Annotated in this window: 20 protein-coding genes, 1 riboswitch and 1 other annotated feature; of the genes, 18 read left to right on the top strand and 2 right to left on the bottom strand. The window is 39.9% G+C overall.

Annotated elements, in window-relative coordinates; all coding sequences use genetic code 11:
* Positions 1-3: 3 nt before the first annotated feature.
* The 5 genes from ACIFOD_RS10770 to ACIFOD_RS10790 all read left to right on the top strand — a co-directional run bounded on the left by ACIFOD_RS10770 (position 4) and on the right by ACIFOD_RS10790 (position 4,521).
* Complete coding sequence (locus ACIFOD_RS10770; protein ID WP_430314569.1) at positions 4-1,479, top strand: spore germination protein; 1,476 nt, start codon at positions 4-6, stop codon at positions 1,477-1,479.
* A 28-nt stretch (positions 1,480-1,507) separates the two neighbouring features.
* Complete coding sequence (locus ACIFOD_RS10775) at positions 1,508-2,620, top strand: Ger(x)C family spore germination protein (RefSeq protein ID WP_430314570.1); 1,113 nt, start codon at positions 1,508-1,510, stop codon at positions 2,618-2,620.
* A gap of 113 nt (positions 2,621-2,733) precedes the next feature.
* Positions 2,734-3,030 (top strand): hypothetical protein, encoded by a 297-nt coding sequence (locus tag ACIFOD_RS10780; protein ID WP_149155638.1) that lies wholly within the window; start codon positions 2,734-2,736, stop codon positions 3,028-3,030.
* The gene (gene coaW, locus ACIFOD_RS10785) at positions 3,027-3,842 is read left to right on the top strand and encodes a type II pantothenate kinase (protein ID WP_430314571.1); all 816 of its coding nucleotides are present in this window, start codon (positions 3,027-3,029) and stop codon (positions 3,840-3,842) included. The genes ACIFOD_RS10780 and coaW overlap by 4 nt, the downstream gene beginning before the upstream one ends.
* An 82-nt stretch (positions 3,843-3,924) precedes the next feature.
* On the top strand, positions 3,925-4,521 hold the full coding sequence (locus ACIFOD_RS10790; protein WP_324748209.1) for an SCO family protein: 597 nt from the start codon (positions 3,925-3,927) through the stop codon (positions 4,519-4,521).
* A 118-nt stretch (positions 4,522-4,639) separates the two neighbouring features.
* On the opposite strand, the gene ACIFOD_RS10795 is transcribed toward ACIFOD_RS10790, so the two are convergent.
* On the bottom strand, positions 4,640-4,849 hold the full coding sequence (locus ACIFOD_RS10795) for a hypothetical protein (protein ID WP_397551598.1): 210 nt from the start codon (positions 4,847-4,849) through the stop codon (positions 4,640-4,642).
* 186 nt (positions 4,850-5,035) lie between these two features.
* Between ACIFOD_RS10795 and ACIFOD_RS10800 the strand changes: the two genes are divergently transcribed.
* The 11 genes from ACIFOD_RS10800 to metH all read left to right on the top strand — a co-directional run bounded on the left by ACIFOD_RS10800 (position 5,036) and on the right by metH (position 19,346).
* Positions 5,036-5,593, top strand: a complete 558-nt coding sequence (locus ACIFOD_RS10800; RefSeq protein ID WP_430314572.1) for a VanZ family protein — start codon at positions 5,036-5,038, stop codon at positions 5,591-5,593.
* A gap of 179 nt (positions 5,594-5,772) precedes the next feature.
* Positions 5,773-6,987, top strand: a complete 1,215-nt coding sequence (gene cls, locus ACIFOD_RS10805; RefSeq protein ID WP_430314573.1) for a cardiolipin synthase — start codon at positions 5,773-5,775, stop codon at positions 6,985-6,987.
* A gap of 131 nt (positions 6,988-7,118) precedes the next feature.
* Positions 7,119-7,256 (top strand): hypothetical protein, encoded by a 138-nt coding sequence (locus ACIFOD_RS10810; protein ID WP_430314574.1) that lies wholly within the window; start codon positions 7,119-7,121, stop codon positions 7,254-7,256.
* Positions 7,257-8,038: 782 nt separating this feature from the next.
* Positions 8,039-8,695, top strand: a complete 657-nt coding sequence (locus ACIFOD_RS10815; protein ID WP_430314575.1) for an HAD hydrolase-like protein — start codon at positions 8,039-8,041, stop codon at positions 8,693-8,695.
* A gap of 13 nt (positions 8,696-8,708) precedes the next feature.
* Positions 8,709-9,335, top strand: coding sequence for an NUDIX hydrolase (locus ACIFOD_RS10820; protein WP_430314576.1), 627 nt, complete (start codon positions 8,709-8,711; stop codon positions 9,333-9,335).
* A 96-nt stretch (positions 9,336-9,431) separates the two neighbouring features.
* Positions 9,432-10,058: a metal-dependent hydrolase gene (locus ACIFOD_RS10825; RefSeq protein ID WP_430314577.1), complete on the top strand. Its 627-nt coding sequence runs from the start codon at positions 9,432-9,434 to the stop codon at positions 10,056-10,058.
* 66 nt (positions 10,059-10,124) lie between these two features.
* Positions 10,125-10,367, top strand: a binding site (T-box leader).
* Positions 10,368-10,426: 59 nt separating this feature from the next.
* Complete coding sequence (locus ACIFOD_RS10830) at positions 10,427-11,425, top strand: tryptophan--tRNA ligase (protein ID WP_430314578.1); 999 nt, start codon at positions 10,427-10,429, stop codon at positions 11,423-11,425.
* Positions 11,426-11,549: 124 nt separating this feature from the next.
* Positions 11,550-11,659: riboswitch (SAM riboswitch) on the top strand.
* Positions 11,660-11,750: 91 nt separating this feature from the next.
* Entirely contained in the window at positions 11,751-12,875 is a 1,125-nt protein-coding gene (locus tag ACIFOD_RS10835) for a methionine biosynthesis PLP-dependent protein (protein ID WP_430314579.1), read from the top strand.
* Entirely contained in the window at positions 12,868-14,052 is a 1,185-nt protein-coding gene (gene metC / locus ACIFOD_RS10840) for a cystathionine beta-lyase (protein ID WP_430314580.1), read from the top strand. Before ACIFOD_RS10835 ends, metC begins: the two co-directional genes overlap by 8 nt.
* 16 nt (positions 14,053-14,068) lie before the next feature.
* Positions 14,069-15,919, top strand: a complete 1,851-nt coding sequence (locus ACIFOD_RS10845; RefSeq protein WP_430314581.1) for a bifunctional homocysteine S-methyltransferase/methylenetetrahydrofolate reductase — start codon at positions 14,069-14,071, stop codon at positions 15,917-15,919.
* The gene (gene metH / locus ACIFOD_RS10850) at positions 15,900-19,346 is read left to right on the top strand and encodes a methionine synthase (protein WP_430314582.1); all 3,447 of its coding nucleotides are present in this window, start codon (positions 15,900-15,902) and stop codon (positions 19,344-19,346) included. Before ACIFOD_RS10845 ends, metH begins: the two co-directional genes overlap by 20 nt.
* Before the next feature lie 211 nt (positions 19,347-19,557).
* Here the strand turns inward: metH and ACIFOD_RS10855 are convergent, their stop codons facing one another.
* The gene (locus ACIFOD_RS10855) at positions 19,558-19,755 is read right to left on the bottom strand and encodes a hypothetical protein (RefSeq protein ID WP_397551587.1); all 198 of its coding nucleotides are present in this window, start codon (positions 19,753-19,755) and stop codon (positions 19,558-19,560) included.
* Positions 19,756-20,049: 294 nt separating this feature from the next.
* Between ACIFOD_RS10855 and ACIFOD_RS10860 the strand changes: the two genes are divergently transcribed.
* Positions 20,050-20,490 carry a hypothetical protein gene (locus ACIFOD_RS10860; protein WP_430314583.1) on the top strand — a complete coding sequence of 147 codons (441 nt, stop codon included), beginning with the start codon at positions 20,050-20,052 and terminating at the stop codon, positions 20,488-20,490.
* 308 nt (positions 20,491-20,798) lie between these two features.
* A complete protein-coding gene (locus tag ACIFOD_RS10865) occupies positions 20,799-21,644 on the top strand; it encodes an STAS domain-containing protein (RefSeq protein WP_397551585.1) in 846 nt (281 codons plus the stop codon).
* Positions 21,645-21,735: the final 91 nt, after the last annotated feature.

Here is a 21,735-nt window from a genome sequence, read left to right on the forward strand (position 1 = left end):
AAAATGAAGAAGTCTTCGAAAGAAAAGCGGATAAAGGAAGAAAAAAAGGACACTTTGAAAGAGTTAAAGCAATTATTTTCAAAGAGTCATGATTTACTGATTCGAGAACATTTTTTTCACGATGAAGTCGTCACCCTGGTATATTTTGAGAGTTTGGTCGATCGACATTACCTCGATCAATTCATTCTCCCAAAATTAGAAGAAGCACATGAAAAATCCTATGCAAAAAAGATGGAGGGGAATTTCCAAGCCGTAGATGAAACGGGAAAGTCCCTGGATATGCTCTCCAACGCTCTATTCAATGGGTATATTTTGTTTTTTATCGATGAAAAAATTATCTCCTTACATGCAGGCAATTTTCCTAAACGGCTGCCGGAAGAATCTTCGCTTGAAACCTCCATCCGCGGGCCAAAAGATGGATTTGTTGAAGACTTAAATACAAATATATCCTTAATCAGAAGAAGGCTTTTCACTCCAACTCTTTCAGTCGAAAAATACAAGATAGGAACCCGCAGTCATACAGAGATTGCCATCATGTACCTGAGTGATGTGATAGACGAGCGTGTTATCGATGAGTTATATACCAGATTAGAAAAAGTAGATATTGATGTTCTAACCAGCAATCAACAGTTGGAATCGATACTGGATGACAATCCATACTCCATTTTCACTAATTTCGATTTTACCGGTCGGCCCGATTTTATCGTTGATTCACTGGTCCAGGGAAGATTTGCCCTGTTGGTGGATGGATATCCTACAGTTTCTTTTGCGCCGGTAAATCTTCTACTACAAACGAAGTCACCAGAAGACTCCAGTATCAACTACGTATATGTATCTATGGAAAGGATCTTACGAGTAAGCGGGATTTTGATTTCAGCTTATTTACCAGGATTATGGGTGGCATTTTCGGCTTATAATATTGAACAAATTCCCTATCTGCTCGTGGCGACGATTTCCATGTCCAGATTCGGCCTGCCCCTTTCTGCTCCTGTTGAGATGTTTATCGTCCTATTTTTGTTTGAGTTTTTTAACGAAGCGGGTGTCCGGCTACCCAGGGCGATTGGTCAGACGGTTTCTGTGCTTGGTGGCCTGATTGTAGGGGATGCCGCCATACGTGCCGGGTTGACATCCCCAACCATGCTGGTCATCGGAGCCATTACTTATATTTCGTCTTTTACACTCGTCAATCAAACGTTAAAGTATGGGACTACGGTATTAAGGTTCGTTGTATTGCTGATTAGCACTTTTTTTGGATTATTCGGTGTTGTTATGAGTTTTATTCTGACGGTTCTATATTTCGCGACAAAATCTTCCTTTGGTACTCCATTCCTTGGTTCAGCAGCTCCAATCAGTTGGAATGAAATCATTCGGTCATTTTTCCGATTGCCTATTCAATTTTATAAAAACCGTACCCCTTCAACCAGCCCAGATGACAATACAAGGAAAGGAATAAATCAGCGTGATCAACAAGACAAATAGACTCATTTTCGTTTTTTTAATCCTTTTATTGACAGGGTGTACAGGTTCAAAAAACATTCAGGATCTAACGTATGTCGTTTCGATCGGATTGGATTACAATGAAGAAAACCAGGAATACACAGCCTATCTTCAAGGCTTGAATTTTGCCAATGTAGCAAAACAGGAAGGAAGTAAGCCTTCAGAACCTGTGCCGGCGTTTATCGGTTCTGCTTCTGGTAAAACACTGAATTTGGCTGTAAGACACCTATATAAAGCATCAAGGCCATCATTATTTTTTGGACATACAAAAACGCTCGTCGTCTCAAAAAATGTGTTGAAGTACAAATTCAAAGAGGTCCTGGAGGATGTGGGAAGAAATCGCTCATTAAGACCGAATCTGCAGATATTTACCACTGATGAGAGCATGGAAGAAATCTTTAAGGTGAACGGCTTATTTCATTATCCTCCCGTTTATACAGTTTTGCTGACGGAAGAAACGATGGAGTCTTTACAGGATGATATCGGGGCTACAAGTTTAATGCATTTTTTAAGGGATTACTATGAACCGATGGGCACGGCATTCATCCCGAATATTAGTATTGATAAAAAATCCTGGCAGACCGATCAACCTTACCCTGTACTTTATCTGAACGGTTATAGTCTATTTCAACACTCACAATTCAAAGGAGATCTTCCTTCTAAACCTTCCATCATCGTAGATTGGTTGCTTACCAAAAAAAATCAAATGGATTATCCTTTGTATCAGGATGACGAATTGATATCGACATTTAAACTAATGACGAAGGAGCCTAAAATAAAATATAAGAAAGAAAAAGGTGATTTTCCCACATTTTCACTTGAAGTCAGTGTGAAAGCTGAACTAATAGAAAAATTAAAGGATGCCCCCTATAAAGAAGTGAAAAGTGCACTTGAAAAGTCTTTGGAAAATGAAATTGAAAAAGTGTATAACATGGGGCTGGACAAACAAGTGGATTTACTAAATGCAGGTGAAAAATGGTATAGATACCATCCGCTAGAGTTTGAAAAACTTGAAGAAAAACCTTCATTCTATTTAACAGACCATTCATTAGAGGAAGTAATTGTGAAAGTGGATATCACTCATTTCAACGCATATCGTTACGATCACAAAAGTTCCGAATAGGATTAAGGCAGAAAAACACCAAATCGATTGGTGTTTTTCCCATTTTCTCTTTCATTTTCCAGCTCAATTGAATACCATAGAAATAAGAATATTTTGAATGGAGGGCATCATTGATGAAAATAAGCATTTACATATTATTATTGTTAGTATCAGCCGTAGTTGCAATTGGATGGAGCTGGAAGAGGCTGTTGGATTTCAATACCTATAAAAAGCCATTCTTGGAGGGAGTCGCTCTTCAATTTCTATTTCTTCTTTTTGCATCGGTATGGTGGCTCATTACTGAGGATACTTCAGATGGGGTCATAGGTGTTTTCTATTATTTTCTTGCGTTCCTTACGATAATGGTTGTTCATGGGTTTACCCTGCACTATTTATTTTCTAAGAAAAAAATGCAGGAACGGGAAGAATGAGTGTGGTCGGGGTCGATGCCGGCGGAACGTTAACCAAGATCGTGTTTGAGGAAAATGGCGCACTGCATTTTAAAACCTTTTCCAGTGAGCAGCATGTGCTGCAGTGGCTTGGAATCCTCGCCCAAAATCATAAGCTTTACATTACGGGAGGAAAAGCAGAGAAGTGGGGAGAAATTTTTCCACATGCTCACATTGTTGGAGAATTCGAAGCGGTATGCAGTGGAGCTAAACTTCTCCTTAAAGAGGAAAAAAGTGATCTGAAACAGTTCACCCTCATAAATATAGGTACAGGGACGTCTTTTTTTAAGGTTGATGAAAACGGATGTGAAAGATTACTCGGTAGTGGGTTAGGGGGCGGAACCTTAATGGGATTGGGAGGTTTACTAACTGGAGAATCTGACTATTACGAGCTGGTACGGTTATCAAAAGAAGGCAAACGAGAACTAGTTGATTTATCAGTGAGGGACGTATATGAGGCAATGAATTCTCCAGTTCCTGAACATTTGACAGCTGCTAATTTCGCTAAAGGGGATGCTTCTTCTAAGAAAGCAGACAAACTGAGGGCTCTAACGAATATGATAGCCGAAACCATTATTCTCCTTGCATCTCAAGCGTCTCAAGCCCATAAGTTAGAGAATTTCGTGTTTATTGGAAGTACATTGAAATCAAATCCTGCTTTAAAAGAGGACCTTTCACAATTTCAAGATATGTTATCCTACACCCCTATTTTTCCAGAGAAAGGGGCATACGCTGGAAGTCTGGGAGCGTTTGATGTTGGAAGGGAAGCAGAGCATTCACAAAATAGACAATGAATATTGCCTCTGCTGATTGTTTTTTTATCCCCTTTTTACTAACATAGAATGGGAGATATAGATAAAGTCGGAGGAGATAAAGATGTCAAAAACCAAAACATTCATTGTGGTGATGACCATCATAGGGATTCTCCTTGCAGGTTGCAGTAATAGTAACTTTCAAGCAGAAACAGATTATGAAGTGAAAGAATTTTCTTATACGAATCAAAATAATCAAGAAGTCGGTTTGAATGATTTGAAAGGACAAGTCTGGATCGCAGATTTCATATTCACTAATTGTGAAACCGTTTGTCCACCTATGACATTTAATTTAACGAAGCTTCAAGAAAAGCTGAAAGAAGAAGGGGTAGAGGATTACAAAATCGTTTCCTTCAGCGTAGACCCTGAAAACGATACACCGGACGCATTAAAAGAGTATATTTCAAACTTTGAAGCAGATACAAGTAAATGGGAACTACTTACAGGATATGAATTTGACGAGGTAAAAGACCTTGCGGAACATTCTTTCCGCTCGATTGTAGCCGACGATCCTAATTCCGATCAGATGATTCATGGTACCAGCTTCTACTTGGTGAATCAAGAAGGTACAGTCGTAAAAACCTATAGTGGCAATAGTGACGTCCCTTACGATGAAATTGTCCAAGATATGAAAACATTAATTCAAGAGGGGTCTAAATAGACTTTTCTCGAAGGAGAATCACAGATTTTCAGGTGATTCTCCTTTTTTACTATTGAATTTCCATTCCAAAATCAGGGTTTTAATGATTATAATGATAAAAAGGGGAGTCGCTATGGGTTTAGACCCAATGGAATGGTGAACCAGGAATATGATAAAGTAAAAGAATCGCAACTAAATTAAGAGGCAGCAGGTGAAGAGACATTCGAAACTCAAAAGGTATGATGATGATTGATACAGCCATTACCCTATTTATTTTGATATGGGTATTGAAATCTTTTTCAGATGGAGATGTATGGAAGGGAATCTTATTCGCCATATGTTTTGCCATAATGGCCGGAGTCCTATTTTTGCGGTTCAAAAAGAAAAGATAGAGGGAAGGTGAGAGGATGGGGAAATAATGCAATCAGCTTATTATTTTACATGGAGAGACGTGTTTACATATAGAAGAATTAAGGTATAAAGGGTTAGATGAATATCATCGTTTGAAGCTTAGAGGAAAGTAGGAAAAGGAATCATGAAAGAATTATGGAGCGCATTTGGTTGGGTTCTTCCAATTATTATAGTTGTGACGATTTCCCTTATCTTTGCGGTCTCCTTTTGGAAGAAAAGAAAAGGGAAGGGCAGATGGATGAACTTACTGCCTGTTCTATTTACGTGCATAACGATTGGAGGCATCTGCTTAATTACCCTGACTCCATTGACTGGTGGAAATGTAGCTGAGGGGTCGGTGAATTTTGATCCATTCTCTAATCTTAAGTTGAATTTAATTTACCGAAATCATTTAGATGTTCCCATTAGAAATCTGTTGGCCAATATATTTTTGTTTATTCCATTAACCTTTTTTATAGCTTGGTGGATGAGGCATTCGAAACAAATTATTCTGATGGTCACGTTTATTGGGGCACTTTTTTCCTTTGGTATTGAATTTGCCCAATATTATTTACCTTTAGGAAGAGCGACGGATATTGATGATTGGATAATGAATACGCTAGGTTCATTTATAGGTGGCCTCCTATTTGTGATCGCACGTTTTATCTATAATATTTTGAAGCTCAATAAGAAAGTAAACTGAGAGTATTAACGATAGTTAATGCTCTTTTTTAGTATCAAAAATATCGCATAAATGCTAAAGCGGCATGTTAAATTCCAAAACGGTGGATTTATCTTAGGATTCAGATAAACTTTCAACGGAAATGTATAGTCCTTTCCCTTAAACAAAAGCTAACACTACATAAAAGGAGGTGAGTTCTCTTGCTGAAAAAAGGACTTAAAGGAATCCTGATAACGGCTGCATGCATCGTGATTTTGTTCCTCATCATGCATTGGGATGTGAAACAAGGTGTGAAGAACTATGCGAGAACTCACCCGGTTACGGAAACCCTTTCTCGTAAAGCTGCAATCAACGTATACAATACAGGGAAGGACTTATATGAAAATTTGTTTGCGGATATTAAAACAGCAGATGAGCTTGTTTGGATTCATTTTTTCATTATCAGGGACGATCAGATTTCCAACGAGTTTTTTGATTTGCTGATTGAAAAGGCTAAGGAAGGTGTAGATGTTCGATTGTCTGTCGACTTCCTTGGTTCAGATATTAAGAAGGAAAGTATAAAGAAGATGAAAGAAGGAGGGGTGAAGATTGTAAAAAGCAGGCCACTCTCCCTGAAGAATATCTTCTATTCCCTTCACCATCGGAATCATCGCAGGCTCGTTTCCATTGATCAAAGAATTGCTTATATTGGAGGCTTCAATATGGGCGATGAATATTTAGGGAAAGACCCGAAGCTTGGGTACTGGAGGGACTATCACATACGGTTGGAGGGTGAGGCAGGAATTGAGGTGGCACAGCAGTTTAAAAGGGACTGGATCGAGGATGGGGCAGAAAGTATGGAGATCGTACATCCTACTCGTACTTCAAATGGAAATGAAGGGAGCAGCGTTCAATTCTTGTTCTCAACAGGAGACAGTATTGTAGATAAGACAGTGAACTGGATTAACAGTTCGGAAGAGAGTGTCACAATTACAACGCCATACTTTCTACCAAATGGGAAACTTATATCCGCTTTAAAGAAAGCAGTGAAGCGTGGGGTGAAAGTGAAGATCCTCATTCCGGACGATACCGATGCATGGTTCACGAAGCCGCCAAGTTACAGAATAGAGAAAACTTTGTTAGAGAGCGGAGTGGATCTTTATCTATATGAAAAAGGGTTTTTCCACGGTAAAGTGCTTGTCATTGATCATAAATGGGCTGATATTGGTACAGCCAATTGGGATCCACGAAGCTTCTACTTAAATGATGAAAGCAACTGCATCATTCGCGATGCAAATGTTGCCGCCGAATTAGAATCACTGATCCATAATGACATTAATGATAGTAAAAAACTGACCATGAAGTCTTTCAATGAACTCCCTGCCTGGGAAAAAGCGCTCCGTAAAACGCCTGAATGGGTATATTATTATTTCTAAGAATAAATAATTTTTATTGTATAAGAAAATATGGTAAAGTGATTTCATATCTTAAATAGAATACACCTCACTGAAGAAAGGGATTGTCCATGAGCGAGCTCTTGTTTGTATCTTTGTTTATTCTTTCGTTATTGGCTTTTAAGTTTTTTAACGTGTTAAAGAAGAAACATGTGTCAAAGTCTCACAAGTCAGTAGCAGTTAGTATCGTGATCTTTTCTGTTATCGGCATGATGTTGACGGTCCTTTTTTATCTTCCAAATGCATCTTAAAGAAAGCAAGCTATACACCGATTTAACGAGTAAACACACAAGAGGAGCGTACTTGTGTGTTTTTTTGTGAAATTCTAGTGATAGTGTGAATAAAATAATGACCGTTCCTTTCCGCTTCAGGCACTTGCTTTCCGCGGGGAGGAATTCGAGCCTCCTCGACGTTCCGTCTGTGGGGTCTCGACCTTTCCTCTATTTCCCGCAGGAGTCAAGTGCCTTCCGCTACAATCCACTCTGTGCTTCCACATTCTACATCCTTACTGACTATTAGTATGGATAGAAAAACACAATAAAAGCTCCTACTGAGATAGGTTGAGCATTTGCTCCCAAAAACAACGAAATTTTAGAAATCAATTACCAGTGATTTATTTTCTCTTGTGTACTAGAAATTCTGTTTCTTTTGATGTTTTTGGACACATTAAAGCTCTGTCACGAAAAATTCTTATAGATGGTGAGGGCAACTGCGTAGACTCCTGCGGAAGAACGGGCGTGCCGAGACCCCGTTCGGCAAAGCTGAGGAGGCTTGGCCGTACGTCGACGGAAAGAGGAGCGGTTCCCCTCACCATCCAGGACTCACTAGTCGACAGAGCCCCTGGCAAATATCATGTTTATAAATCAACAAACTTTGTGAAAAGGCATCTTCATCTTCCTAATATACGCAGCTGCTTTCATTTGGCCGTGAATTTGATATGATTATAGAAGGTTATTTCATATAAGCAATATAGTGACTTAAGTATAAATCGTCGATCATATTAATGTACGAAAGGCAATAAAGGAGAATATAGATGAAAGCTGCAATGATTTTTGATATGGATGGAACGTTATTTCAAACTGATCGTATTCTTGAAGCTTCACTTCATGATACCTTTCAACGACTTAGAGATGAAGGAATGTGGAAAGGGGTTACACCTCTTGAAATATACAGAGAAATTATGGGTGTCCCTCTTTCTGTTGTGTGGAAAACACTTTTACCTCATCATCCCTTACATATACATGGGAAAGTGAATGATGTATTTCATGAAAAACTGATTGAAAATATTCAGAAAGGAAAGGGAGCTCTCTATCCTCATACGGAAGAAATATTAGCTTATTTATCTGGGAGAGGGTTTCCGATCTTTGTGGCAAGCAACGGATATCCTCATTATTTAAAGACGATCGTCGAGTACTTTCACTTGGATCGGTGGATCTTAGACTGCTACAGCATTCAGGAAATACAATCAGATGACAAAAGGGAGTTGATTCGAAAAATCAAAGAGGATCACAATCTTACCCATGGGGTTGTGATTGGAGATAGATTGTCTGACTTCAAGGGAGCAGAGGAAAACCACTTTCTTTCGATAGGTTGTGCCTTTGATTTTTCTCAGGAAAAAGAATTACGTGAAGCGGATATTGTGGTTGAAGATCTTTTGGAGGTTAAAGAGTATCTGGAGGAAATGAAATAAAGGAGGGGTTCGGGTGGAGGATGAACAACTAGCCGTCTTTGATGAATACGGTAATAGGCTTGGAGTAGCCAGTCGTTCCGAGGTGCATATAAAGGGATATTGGCATGAAACCTTTCATTGCTGGCTTGCGCATTATGATGAAATTTGTGGAGAGACCTATATTTATTTCCAAATGAGAAGTGATAAGAAAAAAGATTTCCCTGTCTTACTTGATATTACCGCCGCTGGACATATCTTGTCACAGGAGAAGATTGAAGACGGTGTGAGAGAAGTTCATGAAGAGCTTGGACTTCATCTTACGATAGATGAACTTCTATCATTAGGAATCGTTAAAGGAGAGTTAATTCAACGGGATATGATTGATCGGGAACTAACTCACGTATTCCTGTACTCCAAGCCGGTTGCATATGACGAATTTCAACTTCAGTCAGAAGAAGTGTCCGGTATTTTCCGTTCGACTCTTCAAGACTTTAAAGCGCTCGTTCAACAAACGAAAGAGGAAATCGACGTAGAAGGATTTCTTATTAATGAAACAGGGAATAAGGACTTCATTAAGCAAAGGGTGAGTTACCATCACTTTGTTCCACATAAAAGGTCCTACCTTCTTGAAATTATTGAGCGCATATCGGCTCATCTTTAGAAATTAATTCGTACTTCCCATAGTCAATATGGATAATCAAGGCTATTATAGTAATCTAGTACATACATAATGTGATAAGAGAGTAGGAGGACACACTTGAACGGCACAGCACATATGGCAATTGGAGCAGCAACAGGATTTATTGTGGCCAACTCATTTGGATCTGGTCCTGACATAACGGCCGCACTTGTGGCAATAGGCGGGGTATCCGGACTCATGCCTGATATGGATATTGATGGAAAGCTTAGTAACAAGGTTACTTTTTCACCAAAAATGATCAGAGCAGTGGCACAAATCATTGGTTTTTTAATGATGGTATACAGCTATCTTGAAGGAATCGGGAAAGAACGATGGCTTGGTATAGGATATGGTGCAGGAATGATGATTCTCGCAAGTTTCATTACCCAGAGAAGAATGCTGATGATTACAGGCATCGGTGTGACAGCATGCGGTTGGCAGTTAAATGAAACGTGGTTATGGTTGTTAGGTATTTATATTTTCATTGCCTCATTCGTTTCACATCGCAGTTATACTCACTCTGTTCTTGGGATTGTATATTATGGCATGATTGCTCATTATCTAGAGTCTTCTTTAATGATTGATGGAGTATTTGAAGCGTGTGTAATCGGTTATGCAAGTCATTTGGTCGCAGATATGAAATTTCTTCCTTTTAATAAGAGAGGCATAAAGCTTTTCCTTCCCCTTTCATCCAAAGAAATCTAAATTGTGTCTACACCCACTTGACCATTATTTCCCCATACATTAAAATAATGGAAACACTTTATATGGTAAAATGCGATGAGGAAGAAGAGTAGACGAACGAAACATTTCAGAGAGCTGATGGCTGGTGAGAATCAGTATGGTGAAATCGTTGAATGGGCTTTTGAGCATCCAGGCTGAAATTAAGTAGGTTATGGCGGAGGGTCTCACCGATAAAGGAGACGATGTATCGAAGGCGACTTCTGTACAGATGAGTGCGTTTACTAAAGTGTAAGCGAATGAAGGTGGCACCACGGGTTTCCCGTCCTTTTTTAGAGGATGAGAAGCCCTTTTTGTGTTTATTTTTATTATTTTGAGCGGAGGGAATTGTTATGAAAAAACAAGTTCTGACGGGGATTAAGCCAACAGGACGTATTCATTTGGGGAATTATATTGGTGCAATCAAACCGGCATTGCAATTGGCAGAGAACCAATCCTACAATACAGCTTATTTTGTTGCCGATTATCATGGTTTAACGAAGATACATGATGGGCATGAAATGAAAGAACTATCTTATGGAGTGGCAGCGGCTTGGTTAGCATTAGGTTTGAATCCTGATCGAGCGATCTTTTATCGTCAATCTGATGTACCTGAGATCTTTGAATTAAGCTGGATCCTGTCTTGTTTTGCACCGAAAGGATTAATGAACCGGGCCCATGCATATAAATCAATGGTTGAAGAAAATTATTCCGCCGGCAGGGAGATGGATGCGGGCGTCAACGTGGGCTTATTCACTTATCCTATATTAATGGCGGCGGATATCCTTCTTTTCCAAACGGAACTGGTTCCTGTCGGAAAAGATCAAATTCAGCATGTTGAAATTGCAAGAGACATAGCAGAAAACTTTAATAAGCTATATGGAGAAACATTTATTCTTCCTGAATATGTCATACAGGAAGAAACATCCGTTCTACCGGGACTCGATGGACGGAAAATGAGTAAAAGCTATAACAACACCATTCCATTATTTGAAGAACCAAAAAAACTCCAAAAACTAATCAATAAAATCAAAACAGATTCTTCACCTCCTGAAGAGCCTAAGGATCCTGAAACATCCGTCTTATTCTCTCTTTATAAAGAATTTGCAACCTCCGATCAAGTTGAAGAAATGAGAAGGAGATTTCAAGAAGGAATAGGCTGGGGAGAAGCGAAAAAAGAGCTATTCCAAGTAATGAATTCATTTATCGAGAAACCAAGATCGAAATATGAAGAACTGATGGCCTCCCCCCATATGCTGGATGTCATCTTACAAAATGGAGCAAAAAAAGCACGGGAAAAAACAATCCCATTCATGAAAGAGATTAAAAGTAAAATAGGGATTTATCATTGAAATAAAAAATGTTGATGAAGCGTAAAATGAATATTTTTTATTCAGATAATTCATAATTCTCATTGACATTTCTTCTTCTTTATTATAAGTTATGGGAAAGTTATTTTTCACAAAATCAAATAGTTTCTTATCAAGAGAGGTAGAGGGACTGGCCCGAAGACACCTCAGCAACCAGCCGCGAGTTTTGGTATGGTGCTAATTCCAGCAAGTTGATGTCAACTTGGACGATAAGAGGGAGAACGAACGTACAAAACCTTCTTATTTTCATTAAGAAGGTTTTTTTGTTTTTTCCCTTTTCGTATTCAAGATAGAAAAGGAGAGAAGAATGTTGAAAAAGCATATTGATACAATACTTGTCCAGGCGGGAAATCGGAAAGATCCTTCAACAGGTGCTGTGAGCTTGCCCATTCATTTATCGACTGCCTATGAACATAAGGGGATTGGCCAATCGACAGGCTATGATTACACAAGGACTGGAAATCCAACCCGCACCACCTTGGAAGACACCCTCACTCAATTGGAGGAAGGTCACAGAGGGTTTGCCTTCAGCTCGGGGATGGCAGCGATTCAGGCAATCCTTAGCTTATTTTCCAGCGGGGATGAATTGATTGTTTCGAAAGACCTATACGGCGGGAGCTACCGTTTATTCGTGCAGTATGAAGCACAATATAGTATCAAATTTCATTTCGTCGATACAAGTGATGTTGGCTCCATAGAAGAACAAATTTCTAACAGAACAAAGGCCATTTTTGTTGAAACCCCAACCAATCCATTGATGAATGAAGCAGATATTTCTGAGATTGCCGGCATTGCTAAGGCCAACGGGTTGCTCTTAATTGTCGATAATACCTTCTATACACCTGTTCTACAAAAGCCGCTCGCTGAAGGCGCAGACATTGTCATTCACAGCGCCACGAAATACTTAGGGGGCCATAATGATGTATTGGCCGGTGTTGTGGTCGTAAACACAGAAGAGTTGTCGGGGAAAATCTACACCATTCAAAATTCAATCGGAGCGGTTCTCGCCCCTTTTGATTGTTGGCTCTTATTAAGAGGGATGAAAACCCTTAGTCTCAGAATGGCTCAGCACGAAAAAAACGCAAGAAAATTAGCGGAGTATCTTGATGCCCATGAATGTGTAACAGACGTTTTATATCCGGGAAAAGGCGGCATGCTTTCCTTTCGTATCGCAAAGGAAGAATGGGTTGCTCCATTTCTCCAACACTTAAAAGTTATTACGTTTGCTGAAAGTTTGGGAGGGGTGGAAAGTTTTATCACCTATCCCGCTACCCAAACACATGCAGACATTCCTGAAGAAGAACGGAAAAGGCTTGGTATCTGCAACAGACTCCTGCGGTTTTCTGTAGGAATTGAATTTATTGATGACCTGATTGAAGACCTAGAGAATGTTTTTCAACAATTGGAAAAAGAGGTGCTTACGTATGAGTAAAAAACCATTTTCACTTCAGACGTCACTCATTCATTCTCACGGAGTTGATAAAGAAACAGGAGCGGTCTCTACACCGCTTCATCATGCTACGACCTTTCATCAACAGGATTTTGATCAATATGGAACGTATGATTACAGCCGTTCGGGAAATCCAACGAGGGAAACCGTTGAAGAAACGATCGCTGAATTAGAAGGCGGGGTAAGGGGCTTTGCCTTTTCATCCGGAATGGCGGCAATCTCAACAAGCTTCTTATTATTGTCCAGTGGAGATCATGTTCTCGTATCAGAAGAAGTGTACGGTGGAACATACAGAATGATTACCGAGGTCCTCACTAAGTTTGGGATTGCATACTCATTTGTGAACATGAAGGATCTACATGAAGTGGCTTGTTCAATTAAGCACAATACGAAAGTGATTTATATGGAGACGCCATCCAATCCGCTTCTGAATATCACCGATATTGAAGGAGTCGTAAAACTTGCCAAGGCGAATGGATGTTTAACGTTTCTTGATAATACATTCATGACTCCCCTCCTGCAAAGACCGATCAGTCTAGGTGTGGATGTTGTCCTGCACAGTGCCACGAAGTTTCTTGCCGGACATAGTGATGTCTTGGCAGGGCTTGCCGTAACGGGAAATGAGGAGATTGCCAGGAAACTTGCTTTCTTGCAGAATTCGTTTGGTGCTGTCCTCGGTGTTCAGGATTGCTGGCTGCTCTTAAGAGGGCTGAAAACACTGCATGTACGATTGAAGGAATCATCAGAATCGGCTTATAAGATTGCGACCTTCTTAGAAAAAAGAAAGGAAGTAGAAGAAGTGTATTACCCAGGATTAAGCTATCATCCCGGTCGTGAAATTCAAGTTCGACAAGCAGAGGGTCCTGGAGCGGTTCTTTCCTTCCGATTAAAAGGGGAAGAAGAAGTGAAGCAACTCATACAAAATTTAAACATTCCCGTGTTCGCCGTAAGTTTAGGAGCTGTTGAATCCATCCTATCCTATCCATCAAGGATGTCACATGCTTCCATGCCAAAAGCAGAACGGGAAAGAAGAGGTATTACAGATGGTTTATTACGATTATCAGTAGGACTTGAAAACGTGGATGAATTGATTAAAGATCTTCAAAACGGATTAGATAGTATACAAAAGATCAATCGAAACAACGTGATTAATTTATAAAAAAGGAGGGAATGTCATGACGCCGTTGCTGGAAGCACTGAAAGAGAGAATCTTAATTGCAGATGGTGCGATTGGAACGTTGTTGTATTCATATGGAGTGGACAGATGCTTTGAAGAGCTGAATCTTTCTCACCCAAATGAAGTGTTGAAAGTCCATAAAGAGTATATTGATGCAGGAGCTGATATCATTCAGACCAATACGTATGGAGCCAATTATCAAAAGCTTTCCAGATACGGATTGGAGGATTCGGTTAAGGAAATAAATACAGCTGCAGTGCGTCTGGCAAGAAAAGCCGCGGGTGAAAACACCTATATTCTGGGCACCATCGGGGGAATCAGGGGCATTAAACAAAATGTGTCGCTGGAAGAAATCAAAAGAAGCTTTCGGGAACAGCTATACTGTTTATTACTAGAGGGTGTAGATGGCATTCTGCTTGAAACCTATTATGATTTCGAAGAATTAACCACTGTATTAAACATTACTAAACGTGAAGCAGACATTCCTATCATTGCTCAAGTTTCTTTACATGAAACGGGAGTTCTTCAAAATGGAATGGAGATAAAAGACGCTCTTCAACAATTAGAGTTATTGGGGGCCGATGTTGTCGGCATCAATTGCCGCATGGGTCCATTTCATATGGTGAACTCATTAGAGGAAGTTCCATTACCAAAAAGGGCATTTCTATCCGTCTATCCCAATGCCAGTCTGCCAAACTATGAAGAAGGTCGATTCTATTACTCTGCTGAGCCTGATTACTTTGGAGATATAAGCAACGAATTGCGACTGCAAGGTGCAAGAATCATTGGGGGATGCTGTGGGACCACACCTGATCACATTCGTTCTGTAGGAAGCAGGTTAAAAAGCCGGGAGCCAGTGAAAGAAAAAGTGGTGAAAACAAAAAAGGTTGTTCAGTTATCGTCACCTTCTATCAAGGGAAGCTTGCTGCATGAGCAAGTAAGGAAAAAGAAAACGATCATTGTTGAACTCGATCCACCAAAGCATCTCGACACGAAGCTGTTCTTCCAAGGGGCTGAGGCATTAAAGGAAGCTGGAATTGACGCACTCACGCTTGCAGACAACCCGTTAGCATCGCCTCGTATTAGTAATGACGCCATTGGCAGCCTGGTAAGCTCAAAATTTGATCTTACGCCTTTAGTTCACATCACTTGTCGGGATCGAAACCTGATTGGACTTCAATCCCATTTAATGGGATTACACACGTTAGGAATACACAATATATTAGCGATTACGGGGGATCCGGCCAAGATTGGAGATTTTCCCGGGGCAGCATCCGTTTATGATTTATCTTCTCTTGAACTCATTGAATTGATTAAACAGAATAATGAGGGGATATCCTTCTCCGGTAAATCACTCCGGGAACGCACTCAATTTTCAGTAGGTGCAGCTTTTAATCCGAATTTCCGTCATTTAGACGCTTCTGTCAAAAGGCTTGAAAAGAAAAAGAATGCCGGAGCTGACTATTTCATTTCTCAACCGATCTTTGGGAAAGAACAGCTGATTCAAGTACATGAAGCTACGAAGCATTTAGATGTTCCGATCTTTATCGGAATCATGCCGTTAATCAGCTCAAGAAATGCAGAGTTTCTCCATCATGAAGTACCGGGAATCAATGTGCCGGAAGAAACAAGACAAAGAATGAAGGAAGCGGGAAGTGATCCCGTTATTGCAAGGGCTGTCGGAATGGAGATAGCAAAAGACTTACTTGATACAGCAATAGATCTGTTTAATGGAATTTACCTTATCACACCTTTTGTCAGGTACGATATGAGCATTGAACTGATTCATCATATACAAGAGAAAACCATCACAGAAAGAGAGGTTCCCTATGGCCATCACTTTGTTTGAAGAACAGCTAAGGAAAAAAATACTCGTACTCGATGGAGCAATGGGAACGATGCTTCAACAAGCGAATTTATCACCGGAGGATTTTGGTGGAGAAGAGCTTGAAGGATGTAATGAAAACCTGGTTTTAACATCGCCGAAGGTAATCTATCAGATCCACCTGGAATATTTAAAAGCCGGAGCTGATGTGATTGAAACGAATACCTTTGGTGCAACCCCCATCGTACTGGACGAATATGATTTAGGCTATAAAGCATACGAAATCAATAAAGTAGCCGCTGAAATCGCTAAAAAAGCTGTAGAAGATGTCTCAACCTCCGAGTGGCCAAGGTTTGTTGCAGGATCTCTGGGTCCCACTACCAAAACCTTATCTGTTACAGGAGGGGTAAGCTTCGAAGTGTTAGTAGACAACTATCGTGTTCAAGCAGAAGGTCTTCTCGATGGAGGAGTTGATGTACTGCTGCTTGAAACGAGCCAGGATGCGTTAAATGTAAAAGCAGCAAATCTCGGAATTCGAAGTGCTTTTGAATCCAGGGGGAAAGAAATCCCCATTTTGTTATCCGGGACCATTGAGCCAATGGGCACTACACTCGCCGGACAGACAATCGAGGCATTTTATTTATCACTTGAACATTTAAATCCTTTGGTCGTTGGTCTAAACTGCGCAACAGGACCTGAATTTATGCGTGACCATATCCGTTCCTTATCGAGTTTAGCCACTACCTATGTAAGCTGTTATCCGAATGCAGGACTTCCTGATGAAGAGGGAAATTACAATGAGACCGCAGATTCTCTCAGTATAAAGATGAAGGGTTTTGCCGAGAAAGGCTGGCTGAATCTTGTTGGAGGGTGCTGTGGAACGACACCGGAGCATATTCGTGCCCTTTCAGAAGTGGTGAAGGGATTACCTCCCCGTCAACCCAATGAGTCTCACCCTCATGCGGTGTCAGGAATTGAAGCGTTCGTCTATGAGGATGCAGACAGAAGACCGATTCTCGTCGGAGAACGGACGAATGTCATCGGTTCACGTAAATTTAAACGATTGATTGCAGAGAATAAAATAGAAGAAGCGTCAGAGATTGCAAGAGCACAGGTTAAAAATGGAGCTCAGGTGATCGATATATGCCTTGCAGATCCCGATCGTGAAGAAGTAGAAGATATGAATGTATTCATACAAGAAGTGGTAAAAAAAGTAAAAGTTCCTCTTGTCATTGATTCAACGGATGAGAAAGTGCTTGAGACCGCTTTAAAATATTCTCAAGGGAAAGTGATCATTAACTCGATTAATCTTGAAGACGGAGAAGAGCGGTTTGAGAAGATTACAAAGCTGATGAAGGAATACGGAGCGGCGGTTGTAGTAGGAACGATTGATGAAAAAGGAATGGGAGTGTCAGTCGAGCGTAAAGTAGACATTGCCCTTCGTTCTCATAAACTGTTAACAGAGAAATATGGGGTAGCTTCAGAAGACATCATCTTTGATCCTCTTGTTTTCCCAGTTGGAACAGGAGATCAGCAATACATTGGATCAGCCAATGCCACCGTTGAAGGGATAAGACAGGTAAAGGAAGCCCTACCGGAATGCCCTCATATTTTAGGGGTTAGTAACGTTTCTTTTGGACTGCCTCCTGTCGGAAGAGAAGTTCTAAATGCTGTGTATCTTTATCACTGTACGAAGGCTGGCCTTGATTATGCGATAGTCAATACGGAGAAATTAGAGCGATTTGCATCTATCCCTGAAGAAGAAATTCGAATGGCGGAGAAACTATTATTTGAGACGACTGATGAAACCTTGGCTGAATTCACAGCATTTTACAGAGGGAAAAAGAAAGAAGTAAAGGTACCAGTCAACACTATGACTCTAGAAGAAAGACTGGCTCATTATGTGGTGGAAGGGACGAAGGAAGGACTGATTTCCGATTTAAATATCGCTTTGGAAAAATATGACGCTCCCCTTGAAATCATCAATGGTCCCCTTATGGCTGGAATGAGTGAAGTCGGAAGGTTATTTAATGATAATCAGCTGATTGTAGCGGAGGTATTACAGAGTGCCGAAGTCATGAAAGCATCCGTTGCTCATTTGGAACCACATATGGAACAAACGGAAAGTTCATCTTCTAAAGGCAAAGTGGTCCTAGCTACGGTTAAGGGGGATGTTCATGATATTGGTAAGAATCTCGTTGATATTATCCTCAGTAATAACGGATATAAAGTGATTGATTTAGGCATTAAAGTAACACCTCAGGAACTGATCGAAGTCATACGGAAAGAGAAGCCCGATATCATAGGTTTGTCCGGGCTCCTTGTAAAGTCTGCCCAACAAATGGTCATTACTGCTCAAGATTTGAAACAGTCTGATATTTCAGTTCCTCTTGTAGTAGGAGGTGCGGCCCTCACCCGAAAATTCACTACAAACAAAATTGGCCGGGAATACGATGGACTGGTTCTTTATGCGAAGGATGCAATGGATGGACTTAGCATCATGAATGGGATTCAACATGAAGAAACAAGGCTTCAGTTGGAAGAAGAGAGTCGCGAAAAGTTAAGTAAGGTCGTTTCGACTGAAGATTCACCGAATCGAAATACATCTTCTGTTGCGGTGAAAGTACGTTCTACAGTTGCACAAGATGTAAAAGTCCATGTTCCTTCTGACTTAATTCCACATACCATAAAAGAATTTTCACTTGATCAAATTCAACCCTACATTAATCAGCAAATGCTTCTTGGGCATCATTTAGGGATTAAAGGGAAAATTTCAAGATTACTGGAAGAAGGGGACGAACGAACAGTCGGACTTAAAGCAGTGACTGATGAATTGTTCCAGAAAGCAAAAAGGGAAGGGATGATTCAGGCATCTGCACGATATCAATTCTTTCCAGCTCAATCAGATGGTGATGATGTTGTTATTTATCACCCGGAGGATCCTCACACAGTAATCGAACGATTTCATTTTCCCAGACAAGCAGGAAATCAGCATTTGTGTTTAGCAGATTACTTACGGCCTGTAGAAAGTGGAGAAATGGATTATGTCGGTTTCTTTGCGGTAACGGCCGGTGTGAAAATCAGGCAGTGGGCTAGAGAGATGAAGGAAGAAGGCCGATTCCTTGAAAGTCACGCACTGCAGGCTCTTGCCTTGGAAACAGCAGAAGGACTGGCTGAAAGAGTGCATGAGATGATGAGAAGCCGGTGGGGGTTTCCTGATCCTGTTGATTTCACGATGCAGGACCGGTTCCGGACTCATTATCAAGGACAGCGCTTTTCATTTGGGTATCCGGCGTGTCCTGAACTTGAAGATCAGAAGAAGCTGTTTAAGCTTATTCAACCTGAAAGAATCGGAATCCAATTAACAGACGGATGTATGATGGAACCGGAAGCATCGGTAACAGCGATGGTCTTCGCTCATCCGGAAGCAAGATATTTTAATGTATTATAAATACCATACTAAAAAGGCAACTTCCCAAAGAGGAGTTGCCTTTTTGTTTTTGTGGCGATAAGTTTAGCAGTCTATTCTTATTATTCTTTTGGCAAGACCAACAGAGGTCCACTAATCCAAAATAAAAATGGATATCTGGGTAATGAAAGAATTTATTGGTTAGGGGATGAAGGAAAATCTGCTTGTAGAGTAATAAAGGGGAAACACAGAGTCAAAAAGAGTGATCTTCTGTTTTAACACTTTGATTACTGAACTTGTTTTCGAGTATTTCCAGTATTCTTTCTTCTGAGAATCCTGTGATCATCGATAGATTGAGTAAACCGGGCTTGATTCCTATAGACACACAGAAATGATAGGCACTTTGGATAGCAAGTGTTTCAATACACTTTCTTGTCAGATTGTTTTTCATTCTCTCATCAGCTCCCAACTATTTTGACAAATGACTAAGTAGTAGGATTACGACATCATATTTAGATTTGCGGTTGGTTTCTAGTAGGAGATTCATATACACATCGAAATAGTATATCGAGACATACATGCTGTCTGTTTCTCAGTTAATACTCTCATTATACACTTTATATTGTGAATTGTAGAGTTGATTTTACAAAACAATGTAATATTTTTAGAATATACTTATAATTTTACCAGGTTTAAATATATAATTTAAAGAGTGCAGTAAAAGGTATTACTTAGGGGGATCGCAATGAAATTTATAAGATTGAGCCTGATGTTGGTTTTGCTTCTTTCTGCGTGTACTGGAATAGACGAAAATCTCCCACATCAAAAACTGGATTTGAGGGAAACATCTAAAGCGCTTCAGAAGTCTATTTCAGATCATGGAAATGGAATCTTTCTGTATGATAATGGAACCGGAAGTACGCTTGTTGTGTTAAATGGAAGTGTAGTAGATCTAAATGCAAAAAAAGCCCCCTATTATGAAAACATTGATTTTGAAGTAAGAGAAAGCACATTATGGATTTCCTTTACTGAACACTTTGAAATAAACTATTCGCATAAAGAGCTGACTAATCAATTAATATATCGCATTAATAGAAATGAATTTAAAGAGAACTTTGATACGATTAAAGTGTTGAAAAATGATAAGGAAATTCCCATTACCAGTGTAATTAGCGGGGGATTTTAGGATGAATATAGTTACAATACTAGAGCAAATGAATATGAGTGATGTCCGTTTAAGATGGGTGTGTTGAGGGGACGGACCTGTCATGCTCTTAGTTAAGAGTGTTTAAATGGAATTTTTGTATGAATGTGATATATAATGAAGAATGGTATAAGAAAAAGTCGAAAGCGGATGGATCGACTCAACCTGTAAGGCGGAATTTAATGAAGATGTAACAAGAGAAAAGAGTCTGATTTCCCAACTACTCATTGCATCAGAGAGGGAAGAAGAAATTGATATAAATTTGTTGGATATCATAGGAGGAATCATACATGCATAGAAATAAGGAACTACATACATTTTTATTAAGTAAGGCTCGTCAATTAACGGAAGATTGGTATAACTCCCTGGATAAAAACACAACAAATGGTGTTTATTCTTCCTCAGATCCCAAGGTGATAGAAACTTTAAAAAATCAAAACTTTGAGTTTCACGGGATTCTTTGTAATGTGTTTGCTGAGGATAAAGAAACGTTTAATCAGAAGATTGATGAATGGGTCTTGACCATTGCAGAGGATAAGGAACATCTAGAAACCCCAAATCACTATATTCTTAGAGAATTCATGAGGGTTAGACATCAATACCTGGAATTCTTGAAAGAATACGCCGAAACTCATATGGAAAAAAACATCTTCGAACAATTCAGCCGTTGGAATCAAGTCATCATTGAAGCATTTGACCGGGTTATGTTGCGATTTGTTGAGCTGCAAACGGAAGTTGTGGAGCAGCAGATCCAATCCCAGCAGGAAGTCATCAACGAATTAAGTTCACCTGTCATATCTTTGAATGGACATACTGCGCTTTTACCCCTTGTAGGTAATATCGATCCTACACGTGCGGAATTAATATTAGAGAATGCGTTGGAACAATGTGTTAATAAGGAAGTTTCTCAATTGTTCATCGACTTATCAGGAGTTGTATTAATAGATACGATGGTAGCCCATCAAATCTTTCAGCTGATTGATGCACTTCAGTTGATCGGTGTGAAGCCGATTCTATCTGGGTTACGCCCTGAAATCGCACAGACAGCTGTCCAGCTGGGATTGAATTTTGACAACCTGACAATTACTTCTACCTTGTCACAAGCCCTGACTATTAAAAATAATGAAGTCGAATAATTGAACAAAAAAACATTCGTACATGGTGTACGGATGTTTTTTTTGTAGGGATATTGGAGAGTGTAGAAAAAAGAAAAAAACACTTCGAAAT

This window comes from Rossellomorea sp. NRS-1567, from assembly GCF_050467885.1.
GTDB lineage: Bacteria > Bacillota > Bacilli > Bacillales > Bacillaceae_B > Rossellomorea > Rossellomorea aquimaris_C.

What these genes read in the sequence shown, in the direction of transcription:
- ACIFOD_RS10790 (WP_324748209.1), top strand. Translation starts at nt 3,925, where the DNA reads ATGTCAAAAACCAAAACATTCATTGTGGTGATGACCATCATAGGGATT.
- ACIFOD_RS10795 (WP_397551598.1), bottom strand. Translation starts at nt 4,849, where the DNA reads ATGGCAAAACATATGGCGAATAAGATTCCCTTCCATACATCTCCATCT.
- ACIFOD_RS10815 (WP_430314575.1), top strand. Translation starts at nt 8,039, where the DNA reads ATGAAAGCTGCAATGATTTTTGATATGGATGGAACGTTATTTCAAACT.
- ACIFOD_RS10845 (WP_430314581.1), top strand. Translation starts at nt 14,069, where the DNA reads ATGACGCCGTTGCTGGAAGCACTGAAAGAGAGAATCTTAATTGCAGAT.
- coaW (WP_430314571.1), top strand. Translation starts at nt 3,027, where the DNA reads ATGAGTGTGGTCGGGGTCGATGCCGGCGGAACGTTAACCAAGATCGTG.
- metH (WP_430314582.1), top strand. Translation starts at nt 15,900, where the DNA reads ATGGCCATCACTTTGTTTGAAGAACAGCTAAGGAAAAAAATACTCGTA.
- ACIFOD_RS10780 (WP_149155638.1), top strand. Translation starts at nt 2,734, where the DNA reads ATGAAAATAAGCATTTACATATTATTATTGTTAGTATCAGCCGTAGTT.
- ACIFOD_RS10855 (WP_397551587.1), bottom strand. Translation starts at nt 19,755, where the DNA reads ATGAAAAACAATCTGACAAGAAAGTGTATTGAAACACTTGCTATCCAA.
- ACIFOD_RS10865 (WP_397551585.1), top strand. Translation starts at nt 20,799, where the DNA reads ATGCATAGAAATAAGGAACTACATACATTTTTATTAAGTAAGGCTCGT.
- ACIFOD_RS10835 (WP_430314579.1), top strand. Translation starts at nt 11,751, where the DNA reads ATGTTGAAAAAGCATATTGATACAATACTTGTCCAGGCGGGAAATCGG.
- ACIFOD_RS10830 (WP_430314578.1), top strand. Translation starts at nt 10,427, where the DNA reads ATGAAAAAACAAGTTCTGACGGGGATTAAGCCAACAGGACGTATTCAT.
- metC (WP_430314580.1), top strand. Translation starts at nt 12,868, where the DNA reads ATGAGTAAAAAACCATTTTCACTTCAGACGTCACTCATTCATTCTCAC.
- ACIFOD_RS10800 (WP_430314572.1), top strand. Translation starts at nt 5,036, where the DNA reads ATGAAAGAATTATGGAGCGCATTTGGTTGGGTTCTTCCAATTATTATA.
- ACIFOD_RS10860 (WP_430314583.1), top strand. Translation starts at nt 20,050, where the DNA reads ATGAAATTTATAAGATTGAGCCTGATGTTGGTTTTGCTTCTTTCTGCG.
- ACIFOD_RS10770 (WP_430314569.1), top strand. Translation starts at nt 4, where the DNA reads ATGAAGAAGTCTTCGAAAGAAAAGCGGATAAAGGAAGAAAAAAAGGAC.